The 21839-nt window shown below is 54.1% G+C and carries 22 protein-coding genes; 11 read left to right on the top strand and 11 right to left on the bottom strand.

Going from position 1 to position 21839, the window contains the following annotated elements:
* Window positions 1-43: 43 nt before the first annotated feature.
* Both AC2LB6_RS02085 and fumA read left to right on the top strand, forming a co-directional pair.
* Complete coding sequence (locus tag AC2LB6_RS02085) at window positions 44-1552, top strand: DASS family sodium-coupled anion symporter (RefSeq protein WP_490092216.1); 1509 nt, start codon at window positions 44-46, stop codon at window positions 1550-1552.
* Between the two features lie 156 nt (window positions 1553-1708).
* Window positions 1709-3355, top strand: a complete 1647-nt coding sequence (gene fumA, locus AC2LB6_RS02080) for a class I fumarate hydratase FumA (protein ID WP_490092215.1) — start codon at window positions 1709-1711, stop codon at window positions 3353-3355.
* A 291-nt stretch (window positions 3356-3646) separates the two neighbouring features.
* Here fumA and AC2LB6_RS02075 read toward each other — a convergent pair whose 3' ends face one another.
* Together AC2LB6_RS02075 and AC2LB6_RS02070 are read right to left on the bottom strand one after the other, a co-directional pair.
* Window positions 3647-4303: an SDR family oxidoreductase gene (locus AC2LB6_RS02075; RefSeq protein WP_490092214.1), complete on the bottom strand. Its 657-nt coding sequence runs from the start codon at window positions 4301-4303 to the stop codon at window positions 3647-3649.
* 90 nt (window positions 4304-4393) lie between these two features.
* A complete protein-coding gene (locus AC2LB6_RS02070) occupies window positions 4394-5461 on the bottom strand; it encodes an SDR family oxidoreductase (protein WP_490092213.1) in 1068 nt (355 codons plus the stop codon).
* A gap of 100 nt (window positions 5462-5561) precedes the next feature.
* Here AC2LB6_RS02070 and AC2LB6_RS02065 point away from each other — a divergent pair, with 100 nt between their 5' ends.
* From AC2LB6_RS02065 to iolG, 4 genes are all read left to right on the top strand, one after another.
* Window positions 5562-6464, top strand: a complete 903-nt coding sequence (locus AC2LB6_RS02065; RefSeq protein ID WP_490092212.1) for a LysR family transcriptional regulator — start codon at window positions 5562-5564, stop codon at window positions 6462-6464.
* A 320-nt stretch (window positions 6465-6784) separates the two neighbouring features.
* A complete protein-coding gene (locus AC2LB6_RS02060) occupies window positions 6785-8227 on the top strand; it encodes a sugar porter family MFS transporter (protein WP_490092211.1) in 1443 nt (480 codons plus the stop codon).
* Between the two features lie 98 nt (window positions 8228-8325).
* A complete protein-coding gene (locus AC2LB6_RS02055; protein WP_490092210.1) occupies window positions 8326-9153 on the top strand; it encodes a TIM barrel protein in 828 nt (275 codons plus the stop codon).
* A 9-nt stretch (window positions 9154-9162) separates the two neighbouring features.
* Window positions 9163-10173, top strand: coding sequence for a bifunctional inositol 2-dehydrogenase/D-chiro-inositol 1-dehydrogenase (gene iolG / locus AC2LB6_RS02050; RefSeq protein ID WP_490092209.1), 1011 nt, complete (start codon window positions 9163-9165; stop codon window positions 10171-10173).
* 109 nt (window positions 10174-10282) lie between these two features.
* Here the strand turns inward: iolG and yfiB are convergent, their stop codons facing one another.
* From yfiB to AC2LB6_RS02030, 4 genes are all read right to left on the bottom strand, one after another.
* Window positions 10283-10756: an outer membrane lipoprotein YfiB gene (yfiB, locus tag AC2LB6_RS02045; protein WP_490092208.1), complete on the bottom strand. Its 474-nt coding sequence runs from the start codon at window positions 10754-10756 to the stop codon at window positions 10283-10285.
* 24 nt (window positions 10757-10780) lie between these two features.
* Window positions 10781-11989 carry a diguanylate cyclase DgcN/YfiN gene (gene dgcN / locus AC2LB6_RS02040; protein WP_490092207.1) on the bottom strand — a complete coding sequence of 403 codons (1209 nt, stop codon included), beginning with the start codon at window positions 11987-11989 and terminating at the stop codon, window positions 10781-10783.
* A 1-nt stretch (window position 11990) separates the two neighbouring features.
* Window positions 11991-12545 (bottom strand): regulatory sequestration protein YfiR, encoded by a 555-nt coding sequence (gene yfiR, locus AC2LB6_RS02035; RefSeq protein WP_490092206.1) that lies wholly within the window; start codon window positions 12543-12545, stop codon window positions 11991-11993.
* A gap of 252 nt (window positions 12546-12797) precedes the next feature.
* Window positions 12798-13715 carry a LysR substrate-binding domain-containing protein gene (locus tag AC2LB6_RS02030; RefSeq protein WP_490092205.1) on the bottom strand — a complete coding sequence of 306 codons (918 nt, stop codon included), beginning with the start codon at window positions 13713-13715 and terminating at the stop codon, window positions 12798-12800.
* 160 nt (window positions 13716-13875) lie between these two features.
* Here AC2LB6_RS02030 and AC2LB6_RS02025 point away from each other — a divergent pair, with 160 nt between their 5' ends.
* Complete coding sequence (locus tag AC2LB6_RS02025; RefSeq protein WP_090964547.1) at window positions 13876-14169, top strand: DUF1330 domain-containing protein; 294 nt, start codon at window positions 13876-13878, stop codon at window positions 14167-14169.
* 264 nt (window positions 14170-14433) lie between these two features.
* Here AC2LB6_RS02025 and AC2LB6_RS02020 read toward each other — a convergent pair whose 3' ends face one another.
* Both AC2LB6_RS02020 and hprR read right to left on the bottom strand, forming a co-directional pair.
* Entirely contained in the window at window positions 14434-15792 is a 1359-nt protein-coding gene (locus tag AC2LB6_RS02020; protein WP_490092204.1) for a heavy metal sensor histidine kinase, read from the bottom strand.
* On the bottom strand, window positions 15785-16465 hold the full coding sequence (hprR, locus tag AC2LB6_RS02015) for a response regulator transcription factor HprR (protein WP_490092203.1): 681 nt from the start codon (window positions 16463-16465) through the stop codon (window positions 15785-15787). Before hprR ends, AC2LB6_RS02020 begins: the two co-directional genes overlap by 8 nt.
* A gap of 136 nt (window positions 16466-16601) precedes the next feature.
* Between hprR and uraH the strand changes: the two genes are divergently transcribed.
* Both uraH and AC2LB6_RS02005 read left to right on the top strand, forming a co-directional pair.
* A complete protein-coding gene (gene uraH / locus AC2LB6_RS02010) occupies window positions 16602-17012 on the top strand; it encodes a hydroxyisourate hydrolase (RefSeq protein WP_064702938.1) in 411 nt (136 codons plus the stop codon).
* Between the two features lie 5 nt (window positions 17013-17017).
* On the top strand, window positions 17018-17509 hold the full coding sequence (locus tag AC2LB6_RS02005; RefSeq protein ID WP_010247306.1) for a GlcG/HbpS family heme-binding protein: 492 nt from the start codon (window positions 17018-17020) through the stop codon (window positions 17507-17509).
* A 430-nt stretch (window positions 17510-17939) separates the two neighbouring features.
* Here the strand turns inward: AC2LB6_RS02005 and AC2LB6_RS02000 are convergent, their stop codons facing one another.
* The 3 genes from AC2LB6_RS02000 to AC2LB6_RS01990 all read right to left on the bottom strand — a co-directional run bounded on the left by AC2LB6_RS02000 (window position 17940) and on the right by AC2LB6_RS01990 (window position 20307).
* Window positions 17940-18803 (bottom strand): right-handed parallel beta-helix repeat-containing protein, encoded by an 864-nt coding sequence (locus AC2LB6_RS02000; RefSeq protein ID WP_490092202.1) that lies wholly within the window; start codon window positions 18801-18803, stop codon window positions 17940-17942.
* 26 nt (window positions 18804-18829) lie between these two features.
* Window positions 18830-19204: a LysE family translocator gene (locus tag AC2LB6_RS01995; RefSeq protein ID WP_490092201.1), complete on the bottom strand. Its 375-nt coding sequence runs from the start codon at window positions 19202-19204 to the stop codon at window positions 18830-18832.
* Window positions 19205-19377: 173 nt separating this feature from the next.
* Window positions 19378-20307 carry a LysR family transcriptional regulator gene (locus AC2LB6_RS01990; RefSeq protein WP_490092200.1) on the bottom strand — a complete coding sequence of 310 codons (930 nt, stop codon included), beginning with the start codon at window positions 20305-20307 and terminating at the stop codon, window positions 19378-19380.
* A gap of 127 nt (window positions 20308-20434) precedes the next feature.
* Here AC2LB6_RS01990 and AC2LB6_RS01985 point away from each other — a divergent pair, with 127 nt between their 5' ends.
* Together AC2LB6_RS01985 and AC2LB6_RS01980 are read left to right on the top strand one after the other, a co-directional pair.
* The gene (locus tag AC2LB6_RS01985; RefSeq protein WP_490092199.1) at window positions 20435-21001 is read left to right on the top strand and encodes an NADPH-dependent FMN reductase; all 567 of its coding nucleotides are present in this window, start codon (window positions 20435-20437) and stop codon (window positions 20999-21001) included.
* A 43-nt stretch (window positions 21002-21044) separates the two neighbouring features.
* Window positions 21045-21569, top strand: a complete 525-nt coding sequence (locus AC2LB6_RS01980) for a VOC family protein (protein WP_010670676.1) — start codon at window positions 21045-21047, stop codon at window positions 21567-21569.
* The last annotated feature ends 270 nt before the right edge of the window (window positions 21570-21839 follow it).

The raw sequence follows: 21839 nt of genomic DNA, 5'->3' as shown, positions 1-21839 counted from the left end.
CGGGGCGCAAATCGCATTCTTCTTAACTTGCAGATAAAACACTATGAAAACACTCTCAGCTGTTACTGAACCCCCAAAAGCCGCTCCTCCGGCGGCGGGTAAAAAGAAAGCTATCATGCTGGCTCTGCCGGTAATCGTTGCCATATTGCTGTTACTGGTACCGACACCCGCCGGACTCGAACCCTACGCCTGGCACTTCTTTGCCATCTTCGTGGGCGTGATTGTCGGACTGATCTTTGAACCGTTGCCTGGCGCGGTGATCGGCCTGACCGGTGTAGTGGTCATCGCGCTGTTCAGCCAGTTCCTGCTCTTCAGCCCGGCCGAGCTGGCTAACCCGAAATTCAAAGTCGCCAGTGAGTCCTTTAAATGGGCGGTCAGCGGTTTCGGCAACTCCACAGTCTGGCTCATCTTCGGTGCCTTTATGTTCGCCGCAGGTTATGACAAGACACAGTTCGGTCGTCGCCTGGCCCTGATTCTGGTGAAGTATCTGGGTCGCCGCAGCCTGACGCTGGGTTATGCCATTACCTTTGCTGACCTGTTACTCGCGCCATTTACCCCATCAAACACCGCGCGCAGTGGCGGCACCATCTACCCGATTATTGCCAACCTGCCTCCGCTGTACGGCTCTAAACCCAACGACCCGAGCGCCCGTAAAATCGGTTCGTATCTGATGTGGGTCGCGATTACCGCAGCCTGTATCACCAGCTCGATGTTCCTCTCTGCTCTGGCCCCTAACCTGCTGGCGCTGGCGCTGGTAAAAAGCATCGTCGGTTTCGATATCTCATGGGGCATGTGGTTCCTGGCCTTCCTGCCACTGGGCTTACTGCTGATTCTGACCATGCCGCTGCTGGCTTATTGGTTCTATCCGCCTGAAGTCAAAATCAACGATGAAGTGCCAAAATGGGCCATCGCAGAACTGGAAAAACTGGGCCGACTGACCCGTAACGAAATCCTGCTGCTGGTGTTCGTAGTCTGTGCCCTGCTGATGTGGATTTTCGCCACTTCGTGGATTGAGCCAGCGATGGCTGCGCTGCTGGTGGTCGTGCTGATGCTGTGGACCGGAGTCCTGAACTGGAACGACATCACCAGTAATAAACCGGCCTGGAACACTTTTGCCTGGTTCGCTACCCTGGTGGCACTGGCTGATGGTCTGGCCCGCGTCGGCTTCATCACCTGGTTAGGTAAAGAGGGTGGCATGCTGCTGCAGGGTTATGACCCGCAGGTTTCAGCGGTAGTCCTGTTAATTGCCTTCTTCCTGCTGCACTACCTGTTTGCCAGTACCACTGCGCACACTACCGCGCTGTTACCGGCCATGCTGACCATCGCAGCCTCAATCCCAGGCATCAATATGCCCGTCTTCTGCCTGATGTTGTGTACCTCTCTGGGTGTGATGGGCATCATCACGCCATACGGTACTGGCCCAAGCCCGATTTACTACGGCAGCGGTTATCTGCCTACCAAAGATTACTGGCGTCTGGGTACTATCTTCGGTGCCATCTTCTTAGGTTCTATGATGCTGATTGCCTATCCGTGGATGGTGTGGATGTTCTGACGGATACAACATGCAGATCAACGCGTTATAAGATACCATTCCAGCACTTCCTCACCGCACCCACGGTGAGGAAGCATAATAAACGATTAATTCGCCTATGATGTTGTGCCCCGCAGCCTGCACGCGGAGGTTCAGCCGGTCATTAAGTGAGAAAAAATGTCGAACAAACCTTTTGTCTATCAGAACCCTTTTCCGCTGTCCCACGAAGATACTGAATACTATTTGCTGAGTCGCGAGCATGTCTCCGTCGCCGAGTTTGAGGGTCAGGAGATCCTGAAAATTGCCCCGCAGGCACTGACGCTGCTGAGTCAGCAAGCCTTCCACGACGCCTCTTTCATGCTGCGTCCGGCCCACCAGCAGCAGGTTGCCTCCATCCTTGATGACCCGGAAGCCAGCGACAATGACAAATATGTCGCCCTGCAGTTTTTAAGAAACTCTGAAATTGCCGCCAAAGGCGTGCTGCCTACCTGTCAGGATACCGGCACCGCGATCATCATGGGTAAAAAGGGCCAGCGCGTCTGGACCGGCGGTGGTGATGAAGCCGCACTGTCACAGGGTATCTACAACACCTACATTGAAGATAACCTGCGCTATTCTCAGAATGCCGCGCTGGATATGTACAAAGAGGTGAATACCGGTACTAATCTGCCAGCGCAGATCGACCTCTACAGCGTCGATGGCGATGAGTACAAATTCCTCTGTATCGCCAAAGGTGGCGGCTCCGCCAACAAAACCTATCTCTATCAGGAAACCAAAGCGCTGCTGAGTCCGGGCAAGCTGAAAAATTACCTGGTAGATAAGATGCGTACCCTCGGCACCGCAGCCTGTCCGCCTTACCATATTGCGTTTGTTATCGGCGGCACCTCGGCTGAAAGCACCCTGAAAACCGTTAAGCTCGCCTCGACGCACTATTACGATGGCTTACCGACTGAAGGTAATGAGCACGGTCAGGCGTTCCGCGACGTTCAGCTGGAGCAGGAACTGCTGGAAGCGGCGCAGCAGCTCGGCCTCGGCGCGCAGTTTGGCGGCAAATATTTCGCCCACGATATCCGCGTGGTGCGTCTGCCGCGTCACGGCGCGTCATGCCCGATAGGCATGGGCGTCTCATGCTCGGCTGACCGTAACATCAAAGCGAAGATTAACCGCGAAGGTATCTGGATTGAGAAGCTCGAAGCCAACCCAGGCCGCCTGATCCCGGAAGCGCTGCGTCAGCAGGGCGAAGGTGAAGCGTTGCAGGTGAATCTTAACCGTCCAATGGAAGAGATTCTGGCGCAATTGTCCGCGTATCCGGTTTCTACCCGCCTGTCACTGACCGGCACCATTATCGTGGCGCGTGATATCGCGCATGCCAAACTCAAAGAGCGCATCGATAACGGCGAAGGATTACCGCAGTACATTAAAGATCACCCGGTCTATTACGCCGGTCCGGCCAAAACGCCAGAAGGTTATGCGTCTGGTTCACTCGGCCCGACTACCGCAGGTCGTATGGATTCCTATGTGGATCTGCTGCAGGCGCACGGCGGCAGCAAGATCATGCTGGCGAAAGGCAACCGCAGCCAGCAGGTGACCGATGCCTGTCATAAACATGGCGGCTTCTATCTGGGCAGCATCGGTGGTCCGGCCGCGGTTCTGGCGCAGCAGAGCATCAAAAGTCTGGAATGCGTTGAGTATCCTGAGCTGGGAATGGAAGCGATCTGGAAAATTGAGGTTGAGAACTTCCCTGCCTTTATCCTGGTCGATGACAAAGGTAATGACTTTTTCCAGCACATTGAGCGCGCGCACTGCGCAAAATGCGTTAAGTAGAACTTACGTCAGGAAAAACCTGCGTTAACAAATCAAAAAGCCCCGATTACGGGGCTTTTATTTGTGACGCATTCAGGCGTATTGGCTGTGCTAACGAGCCTGTGCAGGGAAACGGGTCAGATCGGAAAGACGCAAAAGCCGTCATCCATGACACGCTCGGCCCGCGCCGTCCTGGCGCGGGACGCTTTCCTCTTCTGACCCGGTTCCCTGCGCGCTTAGCTAATTTATGGCTGCCAGGTTCACTCTGACCTGGCTTCAGCAGCAGTCTGAAAACTCCGCTATCGAACCTTTCTATCCCCTCTGCAACCGCTGCAACGCCACATCAATCTGCACCTCACCCTGGGTGAGTTCGATGATCTGATACTTAATCGCCGGATTCTCGATCAACCCGACCAGCGTCGCCGCCACGTCTTCGCGCGGGATCTCACCATACGGAATCGCCAGATCGGCATGAACCCGACCCGTACCGGCTTCATCGGTCAGCGTTCCCGGCCGCAGGATCACCCACTCCAGCTTACTCGCTACCAGCACGGCATCCGCCAGGCGCTTCACCCGCATGTAATTCTCAAATCCTTCTGACGGAGTTTTACCACGCCCGGCATCCGGAAATGCCGAGACCAGCAGGAAGCGCGAGATATCCGCCTGCTCTGCTGCGGCTACGGCCAGCTCCAGCCCTGCACCGTCAATGGCATTAGTCAGCTCAATCCCGGCACCGCCCGCGCCCGCTGTAAAGACAGCCACGTCGTGCCCGGCCATCAACTCTGCCAGTGCCGCCACGCTCAGCTGCTGAATATCCCCAGCGACAGGCTTTGCGCCTGCGGCCTGAAGAGTCTCAGCCTGTTCCGGTTTGCGGTGCAGCGCCGTCACTGCATGACCTTTGCTGCTCAGCTGACGGGTCAGCTTTTGGCCAACTTTACCCGCCGCCCCGATAATGAAACATGTCGCCATAAAATCAGATCCTCCATTAGATAAAGCGAGTACCAGATTATAATGTGCTGCCAGAAACAAAAGAGGCGCCTGATGCGGCGCCTGCTGGATTTATTCCGGAATCACTTTTTCCGCTTTCAGCTTATCAAACAGCTGAGTAAAGGAGTCGAGCGTGTTGCGGTAGCCGATAAAGCCCGCTTTGCGGCTTTTACTCATATCGGTAAAGGCTTCCATCGGACGACCCAGGTCGGCATCGGTATGCCACCATGAAGCCAGCTTAGTGACATCCGCCTCACGCAGCTGATGCTGCCCGGCAATCGCCTGCCATGCACTGGCGGCTTCCTGCATGCGATCTTCCAGCGGCATCATCTGCGCCGGGAATTCCGCGGCTTCGATACCGAAATAGTCAGCCAGTTTTGGCCACATCCAGTTCCAGCGGAACACGTCGCCGTTTACAGCATTGAAGTCCTCATTAGCGCCATTCGGTGAAGTCGCTGCCCAGTGCAGCTGCTCAGCGAGCAGACCCGCATCGGTCATATCAACGATACCGTTCCACTGCTCTGGTGAGCCTGGGAAGATAAACGGCCAGCCCTTTTCTTTACACAGCGTCGCGTAAACCGCCAGCGTCTGCCCCATATTCATCGCGTTACCCACGGCATAACCGATGATGGTATGCGGACGATGCACGCTCCAGCGGTAGTCATACTTCTCTGCGCCCGCGAAGACTTCATCTTCCTGCGCGTAATAGAAGTTATCGACCGGCTGACGGCCCTGCTCTTCACGGAATGGCGTGACCGGCACAGCGCCTTTACCGTACGCTTCAAACGGGCCCAGGTAGTGCTTCAGCCCGGTCACCAGCGCGACGTGTGAACCCTTAAGGCGCTCGCCCAGGGCTTCAATCACGTTGCGAACCATGCCGCCGTTAACACGGATATTCTCTTTCTCATTTTCCTGACGCGCCCAGACGCTAAAGAACAGCGCATCCGGTTTTACTGTTTTCAGTGCATCACGGACGGCTTCCGCATCGGTCAGATCGGCTGTCAGGCTGGCGGCGCCTTCAGGGACTGCACCGCGTCCGCGTGACAGACCGGTGACCTGCCAGCCTTCGTTTTGTAATTTCTCTGCCAGTGCGCGACCAATAACGCCGCTGATGCCCACAATCAAAGCGTGCTTTTTCATTTGATTTCTCCTCGTTTTGCGTAATGCTAAGCCTAATAGAGAATTCAGTTCTTATCTCTGGCATTTATTCACAGCATTCTCAACCTGAGTTCATTAATCGATGCATGATCATCGCCTCAAAGATATTCTGCCGTTTGTTGCCAGCGTCGAGTGCGGCAGCTTTACCGCCGCGGCTGAGCGTCTGCACGTGACCGGCTCGGCGGTCAGTAAAAGCGTCAGCCGCCTGGAAACACGCTTAGGCTCGCGGCTGCTGGAACGCACCACCCGAAGCCTGCACCTCACCGACGCGGGCACCGCTTATTATCAGACCTGCCTGCGCATCCTGGAGGATTTGGCCGAAGCCGAAGCGCTGCTGGCGGCCCAGCGCACTATTCCGTCCGGTCGCCTGCGCCTGGCGGTGCCTACCACCTATGGCCGCCTCAACGTCATGCCGCTGCTGATGCCTTTTTGCCAGCAGCACCCGGAACTGGCGCTAAGCCTGAGTTTGTCCGATCGTTTTGTTGACCTTTTTGAAGAGGGTGTGGATGTTGCAGTGCGCATCGGCGGTGCACCTGACCTGCCCGCTTCGCTGGGCTGCCGTAACATGGGCCGCGAGAAGATGCAGTTCTGTGCCTCCCCCGCCTATCTGGCCCGCGAAGGCCGCCCGGAGAATGAAGCGGCGTTGCTTAACCACCGCGCCATCCTTTATGAACGCGTGGATGGCACCCCCAAACCCTGGCTGTTCACCACCGAAGATGGTCAGCCACACTGGCGCGAGGTGCCGTTCCGGCTGGCACTGGGCGATGTTGATGCCCAGCTTCAGGCGGTGATTGCCGGATTAGGCGTGGCGCAGATGCCCTCCTGGCTCATTCAGCGCGCCGTAGCAGCCAGTGAACTGGAGATTATTTTGCCTCAGTTGCAGCCCGATGGGCTGACGCTAAGCGTGGTATGGCCACGTCGGAAACAGTTCCTGCCCAAAGTGGACGCGCTGTTGTCGGCACTAAGCGCCCTCGCCATTCGCTAACATTGATTAATTCCCTTTCTCACGGTTGGGATGTTTCATCCTGACCGCATTCTATTACTCGCTCCTGACGCTATTTCTGTCCTGTTTTGCCCTGCCTTAAACACTGCCAGTTTATTAACCCATCAAATAACCCGCTTAATTTTAATGGTTTTATTATCCCCTTGATGGATTCCCATCAAAATAAAAATGGCGAAAGGCTTGAGCTCACATAATGAAAACTTAGTTTCAAATATAATTTAACCCGAAATAAAAATATCAGTAGGGTGATGGCTTCTTCATGTTCTGACGTTTTGTCTTTGCCGTTATTACCAGGAGTATTCATGGAAAAAGAACTTTATATCTCGTCGAACCCGGCCTCCGGTCCAAATAGCACCACCCGCACCGAGCCTTTTGTGAAGATTATTGCGCTGGTCGCTACCCTGGGTGGATTGCTGTTTGGTTATGACACCGGTGTGGTCTCAGGTGCGCTGCTGTTTATGCGCGGCGATCTGCATCTCACGCCGTTTACCACCGGGCTGGTCACCAGTTCCCTGTTGTTTGGCGCAGCCTTCGGCGCGCTGGCAGCCGGCCATCTGGCAGATGGCCTGGGCAGACGACGCATTATCATCGCGCTGGCGCTGATCTTCGCCCTGGGGGCCGTCGGATCAGCTCTGGCACCGGACGTCACCTGGATGATCGCCTCACGCCTGTTCCTGGGCTTTGCTGTGGGTGGCGCAGCGGCCACCGTGCCGGTCTACATCGCAGAAATCGCCCCCGCCAACAAACGCGGTCAGCTGGTCACACTTCAGGAGCTGATGATCGTCAGCGGTCAGCTTCTGGCATACATATCAAACGCCACCTTTAACGACATCTGGGGCGGCGAAAACACCTGGCGCTGGATGCTCGCCCTGTCGATTGTGCCCGCCGTTCTGCTCTGGATCGGCATGATATTTATGCCAGAAACCCCACGCTGGCACGTGATGAAAGGCCGCAGTCAGGCTGCCCGTGAGGTGCTGGAAAAGACCCGCGCCGCTGAAGATGTTGAGTGGGAACTGGAAGAGATTGAGGAAACCATCGAAGAGAACCGTCAGCGTGGCAAAGGCCGCCTGCGCGATCTCGCGACGCCATGGCTGATGAAAATTTTCCTGCTGGGCGTTGGCATCGCCGCCATTCAGCAGCTAACCGGCGTCAATACCATCATGTACTACGCGCCTACCATGCTGACCGCCGCCGGACTGAGTAACGATGCCGCGCTGTTCGCCACCATCGCCAATGGGGTGATCTCCGTCATCATGACGCTGGTCGGTATCTGGTTAATCGGCAAAGTGGGCCGTCGCCCGCTGGTGTTGATCGGACAGATGGGCTGCACCTGCTGCCTCTTCTTTATCGGGCTGGTCTGCTGGCTGATGCCGGAATACATCAGTGGCACAGTCAACCTGCTGCGGGCCTATCTGGTTCTGGCGGGCATGCTGATGTTTCTTTGCTTCCAGCAGGGCGCGCTGTCACCGGTCACCTGGCTCCTGCTGTCGGAGATCTTCCCCGCGCGGATGCGCGGCATCTGTATGGGCGGCGCGGTCTTCTCACTGTGGATCGCTAATTTTGCCATCTCTATGGCCTTCCCGCTGTTATTAGCCGCATTTGGTCTGGCTGGTGCCTTCTTTATATTCGCTGCAATCGGCATCGGCGGTTCTGTTTTTGTTGTGAAATTTATTCCCGAAACCCGGGGAAGAAGTCTTGAGCAGGTCGAGCACTATTTCTATGCGCTTTATAACGGCAAAAAATAGTGCCTGAGCGCTGCGCTGTAAAAAAATAACGGCCCGCGTCATTACGCTGACGACCCGATTGCTATTAACACCGACACCCTACGTTCAAGGAAATTGTTATGAGCCTGAATATTCCCAACGCGCGCTTTTGCATCAACCGTAAAATAGCGCCCAGCCTCACCCTTCCGCAGTTTTTTAAACTGGTCAGCCAGCTGGGTATTCACAATGTCGAGCTGCGCAATGATATGCCCAGCGGACGCGTGACCGACGATCTCACCGGCGATGAGGTGAGATCGCTGGCGCGTGAGTCAGGCATCCGGATTGTCACCATTAATGCGCTCTACCCGTTTAACCAGCTGAATGAAGAGGTGCTGCAGCGCGCCCGCCAGCTGTTAAGCGATGCGCAGGCGGTCGGTGCAGAATCACTGGTGCTCTGCCCGCTCAATGATGGCACGCGCATCAGCGTTGCCGACACCATCAGCGCGCTGAAAACCCTGGCTCCGCTGTTCGCCGAAGCGGGCATTCAGGGGCTGGTAGAACCGCTGGGCTTCCCGCAAAGTTCACTGCGCTCGGCCACTCAGACACAGACACTGATCCATGAAGCGGGCGTGCCGTTCAGATTACTGATCGATACCTTCCACCATCATCTGTTTGAGGATGCGGAGCAGACCTTTGAGCAGGAAATCGACATTCAGCAGATCGGGCTGGTTCACCTCTCCGGCGTCACTGACCCGCGTCCGGTCGATCAGCTTACCGACGAAGAGCGCCTCATGCTCAGTGCAGATGACAGATTGCGCAGCAAACAGCAAGTCGAGCGGCTGGAGAAGATGGGCTACACCGGGCTTTACGCCTTTGAGCCGTTCTCATCCGTGATGAACAACTGGCAGGAAGCGGACATTACCCGTGAGATTCGCGACAGCATCCAGCTGTTAAACCACTCAGCCTAAGGAATTATTATGACTATTAATATTGGCGTCATCGGCACCGGCGCAATCGGTCGCGAACATATCCGTCGTTGCAGCACCGTTTTACAGAATGCGCGCGTGGTGGCACTCAACGACATCAACCGTGATAACTGCCAGCAGATTGTGAATGAGCTGACGCCGGAAGCGCGTATTTATGACAATGCAATTGATCTGATCAACGATCCTCAGGTCAATGCGGTGCTGGTCACCTCCTGGGGTCCGACGCACGAAGCCTTTGTGCTGGCTTGCATCGAGGCGGGCAAAGCGGTGTTCTGCGAGAAGCCGCTGGCGGTCACCGCGCAGGGCTGTATGAACATTGTGGAAGCGGAAATAAAAGCGGGTCGTCAGCTGGTGCAGGTCGGCTTTATGCGCCCGTATGACAGTGGCTACCGTGCGCTGAAAGCGGTGATCGACAGCGGCGAGATTGGCGAGCCTTTAATGCTGCACTGCGCACACCGCAACCCGGAAGTGGGCGACAGTTACACCACCGACATGGCGATCACCGACACGTTGATCCATGAACTGGATGTGTTGCGCTGGCTGCTGAATGATGACTATGCCAGCGTACAGGTGATCTTCCCACGCAAAACCCGCAAGGCGTCGTCACACCTGCGCGATCCTCAAATCGTGCTGCTGGAGACCGCCAAAGGTGCGCGCATTGATGTTGAAATCTTCGTGAACTGTGAATATGGCTACGACATTCAGTGTGAAGTGGTGGGTGAAAGCGGCGTTGCTCGCCTGCCGGAGCCGGTTTCTGTGCAGACGCGCAGCGCGGCAAAACTCTCTACTACGATTCTGACTGACTGGAAAAAGCGCTTTATCGATGCCTATGACGTTGAACTGCAGGCGTTTATCAACAACGTCATCAGCGGTGAGATGACCGGTCCCTCGGCGTGGGATGGCTACGCTGCTGCGGTAGCGGCGGATGCTTGTGTCGCGGCCCAGACGTCCGGAGAGATTGTGCCGGTTAAGATGGCGGATAAACCGGCGTTTTATCGCTGACAAAAACAATGCACGGCGGGCTACGTCGTGCATTCACCTTTCCCATTTTTCAGCGGCGCGTCACGCTCTGGAAAACCCGCCGACAAACCAAAAATTGCCCGCTGGCTTATCACGGTGCCGTGATCACAATGGCTACGCGCCGGTTTTGCGCACGCCCTTGCGCGCTGTTGTTACTGGTAACCGGGGCACTCATGCCCAATCCACGCGTAACAATATTTCCACGAGGTATCGCCGCACCTTCCGCCCACTGTGCCGCTACGGCATTCGCTCTTTTCAACGACAGCTGCTGGTTATAATCGGGTTTGCCGTAATTATCGGTATGTCCGTCGATGCGCACATGCTCAATACCGGTCGACGCCAGGTTTTTTGCCATCCCCTGAATCTTGCTTTTGCTGGCGGGTGTCAGTTCTGCTTCGTTTACACCAAACAGGATTTTATCAGATAATCCTAATCCCCAGCCTTCCATGTTCTGGGTGAAACCGGCACTTTTCATCGCTGCGATTTGCGCCTCACTGAAGCGCTCTTTCGACTGACAACCCACCAGAGCCAACGTCAGCAGCATCATGGAAATGTTCTTCTTCATATTCACGCCTCGTTCACGCCTTATTTACGCTCTAGTTGTTCGCTTATTCTTGTACATATTCATATCGGCACGTTCGAGAATGGACTCAGCCGTATCACCGTGCTGTGACCACGCGTAGCCGATGGTCACCGAGGCCGTTATCGGCACGCCTTCTGCAATAATAATTTTTTCCATGATGACGTCATGAATGCTCTGTATGAGTTGCTGTAACTGCTCCTCGCTGGCACGGCTGGTGACCAGCATGGCAAATTCATCCCCGCCTAACCGGACGACCAAATCCTGGTCAGACGCCAGTGATAAGAGGCGTGAACCTATCGCTTTTAACACCTCATCCCCGGCGGCATGGCCCCAGTTATCATTAATGCTCTTGAAGCGATCGGCATCAAGGAACAGCAGAGCAAAACGCTCATGGGCATATTGCTGGTCGAGGAGCTGAGTCAGGCGAGCGGAAAAGGCGCTGCGGTTGGCCAGGCCGGTCAGCGGGTCTTCCAGCGCTTTGGCGGCCAGCGAAAGATTGTCACGCATCAGTGATGTCTTCAGCGATTGCATCTCCATCAGCAACGAATTCAGGTCATCAGAAAAAAGCTGAAATTCCCGGATAGGGCCGCCCGGAATACGCAGCGAAAAATCGCCAGAATGAATCACATAGTGAATCGAACTGGTGATGGTGCGCAGCGTCGCGATCATTCCCCGATGCAGAAACTCACTCAGCAGGAGCGAGATAAGCAGCACGCAGAGCATCCCGCTGGTAAGAATCATGAATGAGTATCGAATGAAACTCACCGCACCGGTCACTGTGCCTTCCAGCGTCAACGTGCCGACGGCCGCATCAGCGTGAATGATATTAACGCTGAGCGGTTTGTTATAGATCCACTCACGCAGCAAACGCGAATACCAGCCCGTATTTTCCTGCTGTGCATTCCACTGGACCAGAACAATCTCATCCCGGGTAACCAGCTTCGCCGAGGCGTACATGCCTTCATTGCCAAGGCGTTCGATTTTATTACGCGCGTCGTAACTGTCGGCAAAAACGGTAGCCGCCGTTAATGTTGTGCTGAGCGTCGAACCAATTAATTCGAGGTTTCGTTTCTCATAATTTTTAATAAACAGCAGTGATGTTGACGAGAGCAGCAGCCAGCACAACAGTAATATCACCGCCGCATTGATGGTGCTTATTTTCCGCAGTTTATTGCGGATGGAGGATTTGTCATGTCTTAATTTATCGAATTTCATCTTATTCGCTTCCCTCACGGGAGAGCAAAAGCACATCCGGATTCACCCTGACACCGCTTCGGGTAAGCGAATCAAGATTAACGGAAAAATGCGTATGGTCAGGTTGAAAAATCAGGCAAAAAGCAGCGCCCACCGTACACTCTGCATTGTTCTCCGCAAGGGTAAGAACGGCTCTTCCATTAAACTGCTGAATAGCCTCTACCTGCTGCTGCGGCGTCTGATCGCCGAAATACACGGCGTCGCATCGATGCATCGGGATGTCACTTACGTTAGCCAGATAGACAACGGTAAATTTCGCAGCCGGAAATGCGGAATTTCGCGGCAAAGAGAGATGCCGTGCTGAAGTCAAAGCGCATAATTCAGGGCTTTTTAAACCCGGCCATTGGGTGAAGCTAATAATACCGCTGACAATACGATTGGCTTTGCCATCTTTAATTTCAGCCCAGGCAAAATGAGGGAGTAGCAGCAAAATAAGAGACGTAAAAACGATTTTGCAGATGTGACGCAGCAGAAGCAGCACATCGATTTCATGATGAATTTGATATTTATCTATCATTCTGCGTTCCAGTAATACTACGCACGGCAGGAGACCTGAATAAGCGAGAAAATATTAGCACAGCGGCAGTTACAATTGCACACGGATTTTAATTGATACCACTCATGACTCTATTTTTATCGTTTATTCTCTATTTTAATTTGGGCCATAACCCCCCGTCGGGTTGATGTGTAGTTAAGCCATCTGCACAGCCTTTAAGCGGCGTCATGATGAATTATTATCTGCCCGGAGACATCTTATCTGGCGTAAAAGTCACGAATCAGATGAGTCAAAATAGGGTTTCAGAATTTCTTCTGTCCACTGCATAAAGGCCCTGACACGCCGGGAAAGATTGCGTCGGTGCGCGACCACAAAAGAGGCGCTCAGCGGCTCTGGACGCAGATCGGATAGAACTTCCACCAGCGCGCCGCGTTCTATAAAAGGCGCAAGTGTGGAGTAACCGCCCTGAATTAAGCCTAGCCCGGCCAGCCCCGCCTCATGATAGGCCGGTACGCTGTTGACCCTTATCGCACCGGGAAGCAGCAGCATTTTGTAGCCGTCGCCCGCTGGATACTCCCATCCCTCTGGCTTTGCGCCAAAGCTCCGCTGGTAATGAACTATCTGGTGGCCCTGATTGCGCAGATCATCAATTGACTGCGGCACTCCGAAACGCGCCAGATAGCCGGGACTGGCGGCATTGATCATGCGTAGTTTCCCCAGCGGCCGGGCAATCAGCGTCTCATCCACGATCGGCCCCAGGCGGATGACGCAATCGAATCCTTCATCAACCAAATCAACGCGGCGGTCATTACTTGAAAGCTCAATTTCCAGTTCAGGATGGGCCTCCAGCAGCTGTGGCAAGGCGGGGATCACTACGCTTTGCGCCAGTACGGCAGGCATATCAACGCGTATCCTGCCCCGCAGAGCTATCCCGTCGTGAGCGAACATAGACTGCAACTCCTCGACTTCCGACAACAGATCCCGTGCACGTGAATAAAAGGCCCGCCCATCTTCCGTTAACAGCACGGTCCGCGTGGTCCGGTGCAGGAGCGTCGCACCTGTCTCCTTTTCAAGTTCCCGGACCACCAGTGAAGCGCGCCCTTTCTGAATGCCCAGGCTGTCAGCGGCCCGAGTAAAACTCTTCATTTCCGCCACACGCGCAAAAATAGTCAGTGCCTCGAGGTTTTTCATTGTTCTCCTTCAGAGTAACAGTGCGTTATTTTTTCCGTAATTTATCACCTTATTGATAGCTAATAGAGTGCTTTCACGCCGTGGAATCCCTATAACGCGATAACAAGGTAAACGCTCTCACAGAGAGTAGGTTTCCCCCTATCAGGAAGGAAAGAGAGAAATGAACAAAGGTTATTTAATCGCTCACGTGACCGTATCGGACCCTGTCGCATACGCTGACTATGCCAGAGCTGCAGGTGAAGCCATGCAGGCCTTTAATCCGAAGATCGTTGCCTGGTCAGGGCAGTATGAAAATCTGGAGGGAGAGGCGCATGAACGACATGTGGTGTTTGAGTTTGAATCTTTTGCCGAAGCCAGACGTTTTTATGAAAGCCCTGCGTATCAGGCTGCCAGGTTGTTGCGTGCAGGGGCTGCGCACGGGACGTTTGTGCTGATTGAAGGGGCCAGCCTATAAACTCTTCACCGTCATGTGCCGATGCAGACTTCAGCGAACCTGGACCCGCAGGATGTTGCCAGCATACTGAGTGGTGCCTGAATTAACCTGAGAACGCGGCGTTTAATGTTATGTGAATTGACGCTACCTGACCACAGTACCGGTAAGGTAGCGTGCAACAGGCACGTGGGTGGCTGTGTCTGACTTTATGACTTCCGCAGATCGCTTCCATCCCCCTCTGCTACTTTCATTAAAGCAACACAGATAAAATTGTCGTACAGATGCTCACTTTCGGGGCAGGCGCAGGCCAAAGATATTCTGCCCTTCCTCGTGCCGGTAGTAAGCACTCCCGCCATGTAAAGTGGCTATTGCGCTTACCAGCGACAGTCCCAGCCCGCTTCCAGCCGTATGACGGACGTTATCGCCCCGCCAGAAGCGTTCAAACAATTTTTCAGGCTCCATCAGCTCTTCGCCCGCATTCGACACCTCAACCTTAATGTAATCAGCGTGATGAAACGTGCAGACCTGAATCGTGCCTTTGTCAGGCGAGTAGCGAATGGCGTTGATCAGCAGGTTACTCATCGCACGCTGGAACAGCATTTTATCCGCAGTGAGGCAGCCTTCGGCGTTAAGCTCAATCATCCTCTCCTGCTCTTCAGCAACCGGTTCAAGAAAGTCTACCAGCGCTTCCAGCACATCCTGCAGCAGGAAGTCCTGTTTATTGAGTCTGATATTGTGGTGCGTGGCGCGAGCCAGGAAGAGAATGTTTTCAGTCAGACGCGACAGACTCTCCAGCTCTTCAATGTTGCCTTCGAGCAGCGTCTGATATTCAGCGGCTGAGCGTTCATGACCCAGCGCGACCTGATTCTGGCCCAGTAACACATTAATGGGCGTGCGGATTTCGTGCGCCAGATCGTCGGCAAACTGGGTCAGACGGATAAAGTCCGTGGATAAGCGCTGACGCATAGCGTTAAGCGCATTGCCAATCGGTAGCAGCTCCTGCGGGATAGCCTGAAGCGGCACGGGCTGATTTAACCGGTCACTGGCCGTTTCTGCCACGATCTTACTTAACCGGCCGATCGCCCTTAGCCCTCTGCGAATCAACAGCGGACTGACAGCGGCGCACAGCAAAATGGCCGCCAGTGAAACCAGAATGCTTTGCTGGCGATAACGCTCCAGCATCAATGCCCGCTCCCGCGCGACCCGGGCAAGCGTAATGGTTACCGGCCCGAGCGAGGAGTTTGCCTGCAGGCTTAACGCCGACGCTTCCGTCTTATCCGCATTGATCCAGCGGTGCAGCTGTTTCTCACTGGGTGGCGTGCTGACCGGCGTGGGTGAGATCGCAGGCAACGTTATCCCGGTATGATTAATACTGACATTTTGCTCATGCTGCGAGCGGATGCTGAGAATGTCCTGATGGATATCGACCATCCGGTTGAAGTAGAGCGGCAGCGAGCTGGGATGGGCACCATCTTCAAGCAGTTGTCTTAACTGCGCCGCCCGATTAATCAGCGTTTGATCGTCCCGCCAGACCAGTTCGCTGCGTAACGCTTTATACAGAATCAGGCTGATGCCGCCACAGGCCATCGCCATGATCAGCGTAAAAATCGCCGTCAGCCGCAGCGTCAGAGAAGGGCTAGTCACCCTCGCCTCCTTTTTCTGACAGGCAATATCCCATGCCCCTTACCGTAGTGATGAGCTTGTGAGGAAAGGGATCGTCGACTTTACGGCGCAGACGGCGGATAGCAACATCAACGATATTGGTTTCACTGTCGAAATTAACACCCCAGATTTCGCTGGCCAGCAGCGTCCGGGGCAGAATCTCACCGTGACGGCTGGCGAGCAGCCATAACAACATGAACTCTTTGCGCGTCAGCGTCAGAGTGACACCGTCACGCACAACCTGAAAGCGCGCTGAGTCCAGCACCAGATCGCCTACCCGCAGGACGCTACTGTGCGGCTGCTGCTGCCGGAGCTGATTCCTTACCCGAGCCAGCAACTCCGCAAAAGAGAACGGCTTAACCAGGTAATCATTGGCCCCCAGTTCCAGCCCTTTCACCCGATCATCCACCGAGTCTCTGGCGGTCAGGCAAATCACCGGAATCTGACTGGCGGTACGCAGGGTTTTCAGCACCTGCCACCCATCCATTCCCGGCAGCATAATATCCAGTATCACCAGGCTGTAGGGATGTGACAGCCCCAGATGCAGGCCATCCCGTCCGTCTGCGGCGTAGTCCACGGTATAGCCCGCTTCTTCCAGCCCTTTACGCACCCAGGCGCTCGCCTTCTGGTTATCTTCGATCAGTAATAGTTTCATCGGCGCAGTTTGCCATGAAATTTATGACCGCCCCAGCGTTTCAGCGCCAGATGACAATATGGTCATCTTTCTGACAGGCAGAATGAACAACCGCACAGGTATAACAGCGGGGTGATTAACACCGGAGTATTAAAAAATGAAAAAGAGCCTCACTGCCCTGACCCTCGCCACGCTGCTTGCCGTTCCCGCGGTCACCTTCGCGGCCAGTAAAAATCCGCTGAGCGTTCACGTACTGAACCAGCAAACCGGGCTGCCGGCCTCAGAGGTTGAGGTGATGCTTGAGCAGAAACAGGGGGAAAGCTGGAAAGTACTGAATACCGCCAATACTAACCAGCAGGGTCGGATAGATGCCCTTTGGCCAGCAAAGCCCTTTGAGGCAGGAGACTATCGGGTGATTTTTAAAACCGGTCACTATTTTGCGGCACATCAACAGCAGAGTTTCTTCCCCGAAATACCGGTGGAGTTCCATATCACCAATACCACTACTACCTATCACATTCCGTTGCTGCTGAGCCAGTACGGATATTCCACCTATCGCGGGAGCTGAAATAAATGAAACGTTTACTGCTGGCATTGATGCTGACAACCGGACCTGCCGTGGCGCTCGCTGCTGAGCCAGCCTCCGTCTATGACATGACGCAGGCGCTGAGTAATCAACTGGCAACGGAGGCCTTGTCCGCCTGCCATAACATGAATCGTCAGGGCGTAGTCGCCGTGGTGGATCGGGGTGGAAATCTGGTCACGCTGATGCGTGATGACAACGTGGGGCCGCACAACACTCAGGCGGCATGGCGTAAAGCGTTTACTGCGCTCTCCACCAAAACGCCGACCAGACAACTGACCATAAAGGCGCAATCCTCACCGGAAAGCGTCAACCTGAATACGGTTAATGAGCTATTGCTGCTTGGCGGCGGCGTACCGGTGCAATATCGCGGCCAGTGGATCGGCGCTATCGGCATGGCGGGCACCGGCGGCGCGGAATCCGACGATCAATGTGGGACCGAAGCGATTAACAAAGTGCTGGGTAACAGCAAACAACCGTAATTATGATGAACGCGCGGCGGGTATATTCCTGCCAGACACGGGGAAAAAGCTGTTCCCCGTGTTGTTTAAATAAGTCGCCGCCAGAACGGCTGCTTTATGCCAGGAGCGGATCTTAAGAAATTTCAACATAGCAGGCTAAAGTTGAGTGCTGTTTCTTAGCCCGCCGATAACGATGCTGTGGGCCTGGATCAGGTTCAACGACCCCCTTTGCTGGCAGATGACTTCTGGATGGCGACTTCTTTTATCAGCGTCAGAATAGTATTACGAGCCGGGACACGGCATGGCGACCTTTCATCATGAGCCGTCAGACAGGAGTCCTGTTTGGGAAAATAACAAAATTGTTCGATAAGCTGCATCCATCATGACCAGGAGGAACTTTGTCTGTCCCGAAGCGGGATTACGTCAGCCCTGCTTTTTTACGCTCGACTTCCTACTCAGCTGGCGCGTTCACATTAACATCACACTGAGGACCAAAGCATTTCACCTCGACACAGCCTTGTTTTTTGCTAAGACAGTTGTGATAAACGTGAAGACTATGAAGCCTGACATTGAACACAGTGTCCATGTGTATGCCGTAATCAGCATTGTCATAAACCTCAAGATTACTCATGTACACGTTGGTCATATGAGAGCCGCGGATACCGTGTCCCCGTGGACTGGCGTAAAAGCCGCCGCTGTTTTTACTGGTCTGAATCAGTCGTACATCGGCCACCCGGCGAAGATAAATATTATGGAAATAGTCTTTCAGGGTGTTGCCGTTGTTATGGAGCTTCAGGTCTGTGGCCGTTACATGTTCCGCGCCTTTAATGTGGATCCCATCGCTACTGTCTTCAACTTCAACGTTCTGCAAAGTGATATCGCTGCAGCTGGTTTTTTCACCCGCTGTAGGATCACCACTGCAGTCAAAAAACAGCCCTATCTGGTCGTTCCTTAAATCCTGACTTTCAGAACGCTGGTCAATCGTACCAACAAGTTTTACGTCCTTTATTGCAACATGGGTGACCGCGGTTGCGTGCAAAAGCGGCGCATTTATCCTGCTGGCGACTGACGGACTCCATGTAATGACTGACTGTGGTCCGGTGCCTTCAAGCGCGACGTTGCTGGCAAGCTCTAGTGTCTTTTCAATAAAATAGGTCTGAGGAGTCAGATGTACGATCCCACCGCCTGCCCTGGCAGCCGATTCCACACATCCCTGGAGATCATGATTAGCTGTGCATTCAATGCTAGCTGAGGCCCGTGCTTCATCAACACAGGTAATCAGAAACAGTGAAACGAAAAAGCCAGAAAAGCGCATAGAATTTTTCCTGTTCAGTCTGATAGTTACCGGATAAAAAGTCTGATACCCGGCAGGCACATTACGCCGCCGCCTATCCTGTCCAGCCAGCGCTTGTAACTGATATAAATACGACGTGGCCTGTCGGCTGAAAGCAGGCAGGCCACAAGTGCATACCAGAGCGTATCTATGCAGAAAGCCATCAGGGGCAGCACAACATACAGCACCGGCGAAATATGCGATCCCAGCGTAGCCGCGAAAATACTGCCAAAAACAATCGCGGTATTAGGATTGCTCAGCTGAGTCAGCATGCCGCTAAGAAAAGCATGAGCTCCCCCGGCAATTTTAAGCGACGAATAAAGCCACGGCACCAGAACCAACAGCGAATGAAGCCCGGCCAGCGCCCAGAGAACAAGTGGCATAACAAATACCCTGTCAGTTAACCTATTTTTTTGTCTGAGCTGCGCGTAACAGGTGACGGATTTCGTTTAAAGACCCGGCATATGACACGGCGATGGCAGCAGGACAGACAGGATATAAGCTTGCTGAAAGTTGATATACAACCCTTAAATCGCCTGAGTAATGACAAAAAATTCTAGTTAAGAGCGCCAAAGTATCCTTTTTCGGCCTTACTTAGCAGTTCATCGACAATAAGCCTGACCTTGGGGATCAGATGCCTTGTCCGGGGCCAGACAACGTTCAGCCCGACGGGTACGGGCATATGATCGGGCATAAGAGCAACAAGCCTGCCCTCATCAATATGGCTGTTCACCATCGATTCCGGAAACTGGGCAATACCTGCTCCTGCCAGGCAGGCCTGAAGCATGGCGTCTCCGTCGCTTATCTGATGTGCCGAGGCCGAGATAAACTTTATTTCCCGCTCTCCGGCTGGACGCAGCCGCCAGGCAAGCGGTGCCCCCCGCCGGTACCCCATAATGCAGCAGTATTTTTTTAGCGCATCGACATCAAAGGGCTGACCATGCCGCTCAACATAAGCGGGAGATGCGCAGAGCATGAGGCGCTGCCGGCTCAGACGACGCGCAATCAGCTCATCGGTGCTCTGCAGCTCGCCCAGGCGCAGTACCAGGTCAACGCCCTCCTCAACCGGATCAATCAGACGGTCGTTAAAGGTCAACACCAGACGCAGGGCTGGATAACGATTCATCACTTCAAGCAGCACCGGCATCATCAGATTGCGTCCGAATGATGCCGGCATGTCTATACGCACCGTTCCTGCAGGATTGTCCTGCCGCCGGCTGAGCGTATTTTCAGCCGAGTCCAGAATTTCCAGCGCTGAGAGGCAACTGGTGAGATAGGCCTCTCCGTCACTGGTCAGGCTTAGCTTACGGGTTGAGCGGTGAAACAGCCGCGTTCCCAGTCTCTCCTCAAGCCGCGCCACGCTTTTTCCAACGGCAGATTTTGTAATGCCCAACTGCTCCGCAGCTTCAGTAAAGCTGCTGGACCTGGCCGTTGTGACAAAAGTCGTGATTCCTCGCAAGGATTCCGCTGTAAACCCGGTAGACATAAAGTTGACTCTCTGGCGACTCATAGCGTGTTTATCGATGTGTAATTCTATACCAGGCTTATGTCAGTTCGTAAACAAAATGCCGGCACCTGCCGGCGTATCCATATTAAAAACACGGGGAGCAGTCATGTCACAGACAAGACCTTTGAAATTTGTCTCACTGCTGGGCAGTCTTCGCGCGGATTCTTTTAACGCCGTCGTAGCCCGCAATCTTAGCCTGCTGGCGCCGGCAGGCGTGGATGTCAGCGCGCTCAGTTCTGTCGGGAAAATACCGCATTACGACGCTGACCTGCAGGCTCAGGGGTTTCCTGAATCGGTTGTGGAAATGGGACAAGCGATAGCGGCAGCAGACGGCCTGATTATTGTCACACCTGAATATAACTATTCTGTGCCGGGCGCCCTGAAAAATGCGCTGGACTGGCTTTCACGTCTTCCGGATACCCCTGTCGCCGGTAAGCCCGTCGCCATAATCACTGCGTCACCCGGTGCCATAAGTGGCGCAAGGGCGCAGTATCACCTGCGCCAGATTCTGGTCTTTCTCGACGGCAGAGTGCTTAACAAGCCAGAGGTCATGATTGGGCAGGCCTCATCCCGGCTTGACCCGAAAACCGGCCACATAACGGATGCAGGCACCCGTGACCATATTTCGGCTCAGCTTAGTGCGCTCGCGACAATGGCGACTCGCCAGGGCTGATTAATAACATCACTCACATCTGAACAACCACAGGGAGAAAACTATGTCTACCAACGTTATTCGCGGTATGGACCACGTCGGCATTACCGTTTCTGATATTGATGAGGCTACCCGCTTCTTTTCTGACGCCTTTGGTGCAGAAGTTATTTATGACTCCGTCTCGCCTTCAGACGACGACGTAAAAGGTGAAGAAACGGAAAATATTCTTAACCTGTTTCCGGGAACGAAAATTACCACGGTCAGAATGATGAAGCTGAAGCACGGCCCGGGACTGGAACTTTTTGAAATGAAGGGGCCAGAGCAAAGTCAGCCCGTGCGACCCAGCGATTATGGCCTGCAGCATTTTGCCGTTTACGTTGATGACATCAACGAGGCTATCAGCCTGTTCGAGCAGGCTGGCGGGAAAATGTTTACTTCTCCTCAACCCCTGATGTTTCCAACTGAGGTGGGAGAGAATAACTTTTTCTGCTATGGCCGCACGCCGTGGGGCAGCGTCATTGAACTGATTTCTTTACCTTCAAAGCTGCCGTATGAAGACCATACCTCTCTGCGCCGCTGGAAGCCCTGAGTGTAACCGGGTGCGCCAGCGCAGGCGTACCCGTAAATACTGAACGTCCGCTTCTCGCTCATAGCGGACTTTGTCCCGCAAGCATGTCTGATTTGTGCCAGAAGCGGACATTTTTGAGTGACTCAACAACTTCCTGGTGCCTGACAGACGCTGGAGAACAGGCTGCGGAAAGTTATCCGGACATGCTATACGTACGCTGGAATCAGTATCGCAGTGGCCTGAAGTCTTAAGGATTAACGCTGCCGGATACTGCGAGCCGTATATCCTTTC

The sequence above is a fragment of the Pantoea sp. RCC30.1 genome, from assembly GCF_058148845.1.
Note: the sequence above shows the minus strand (reverse complement) of the source record. Positions and strands in the feature narration are given on the sequence as shown.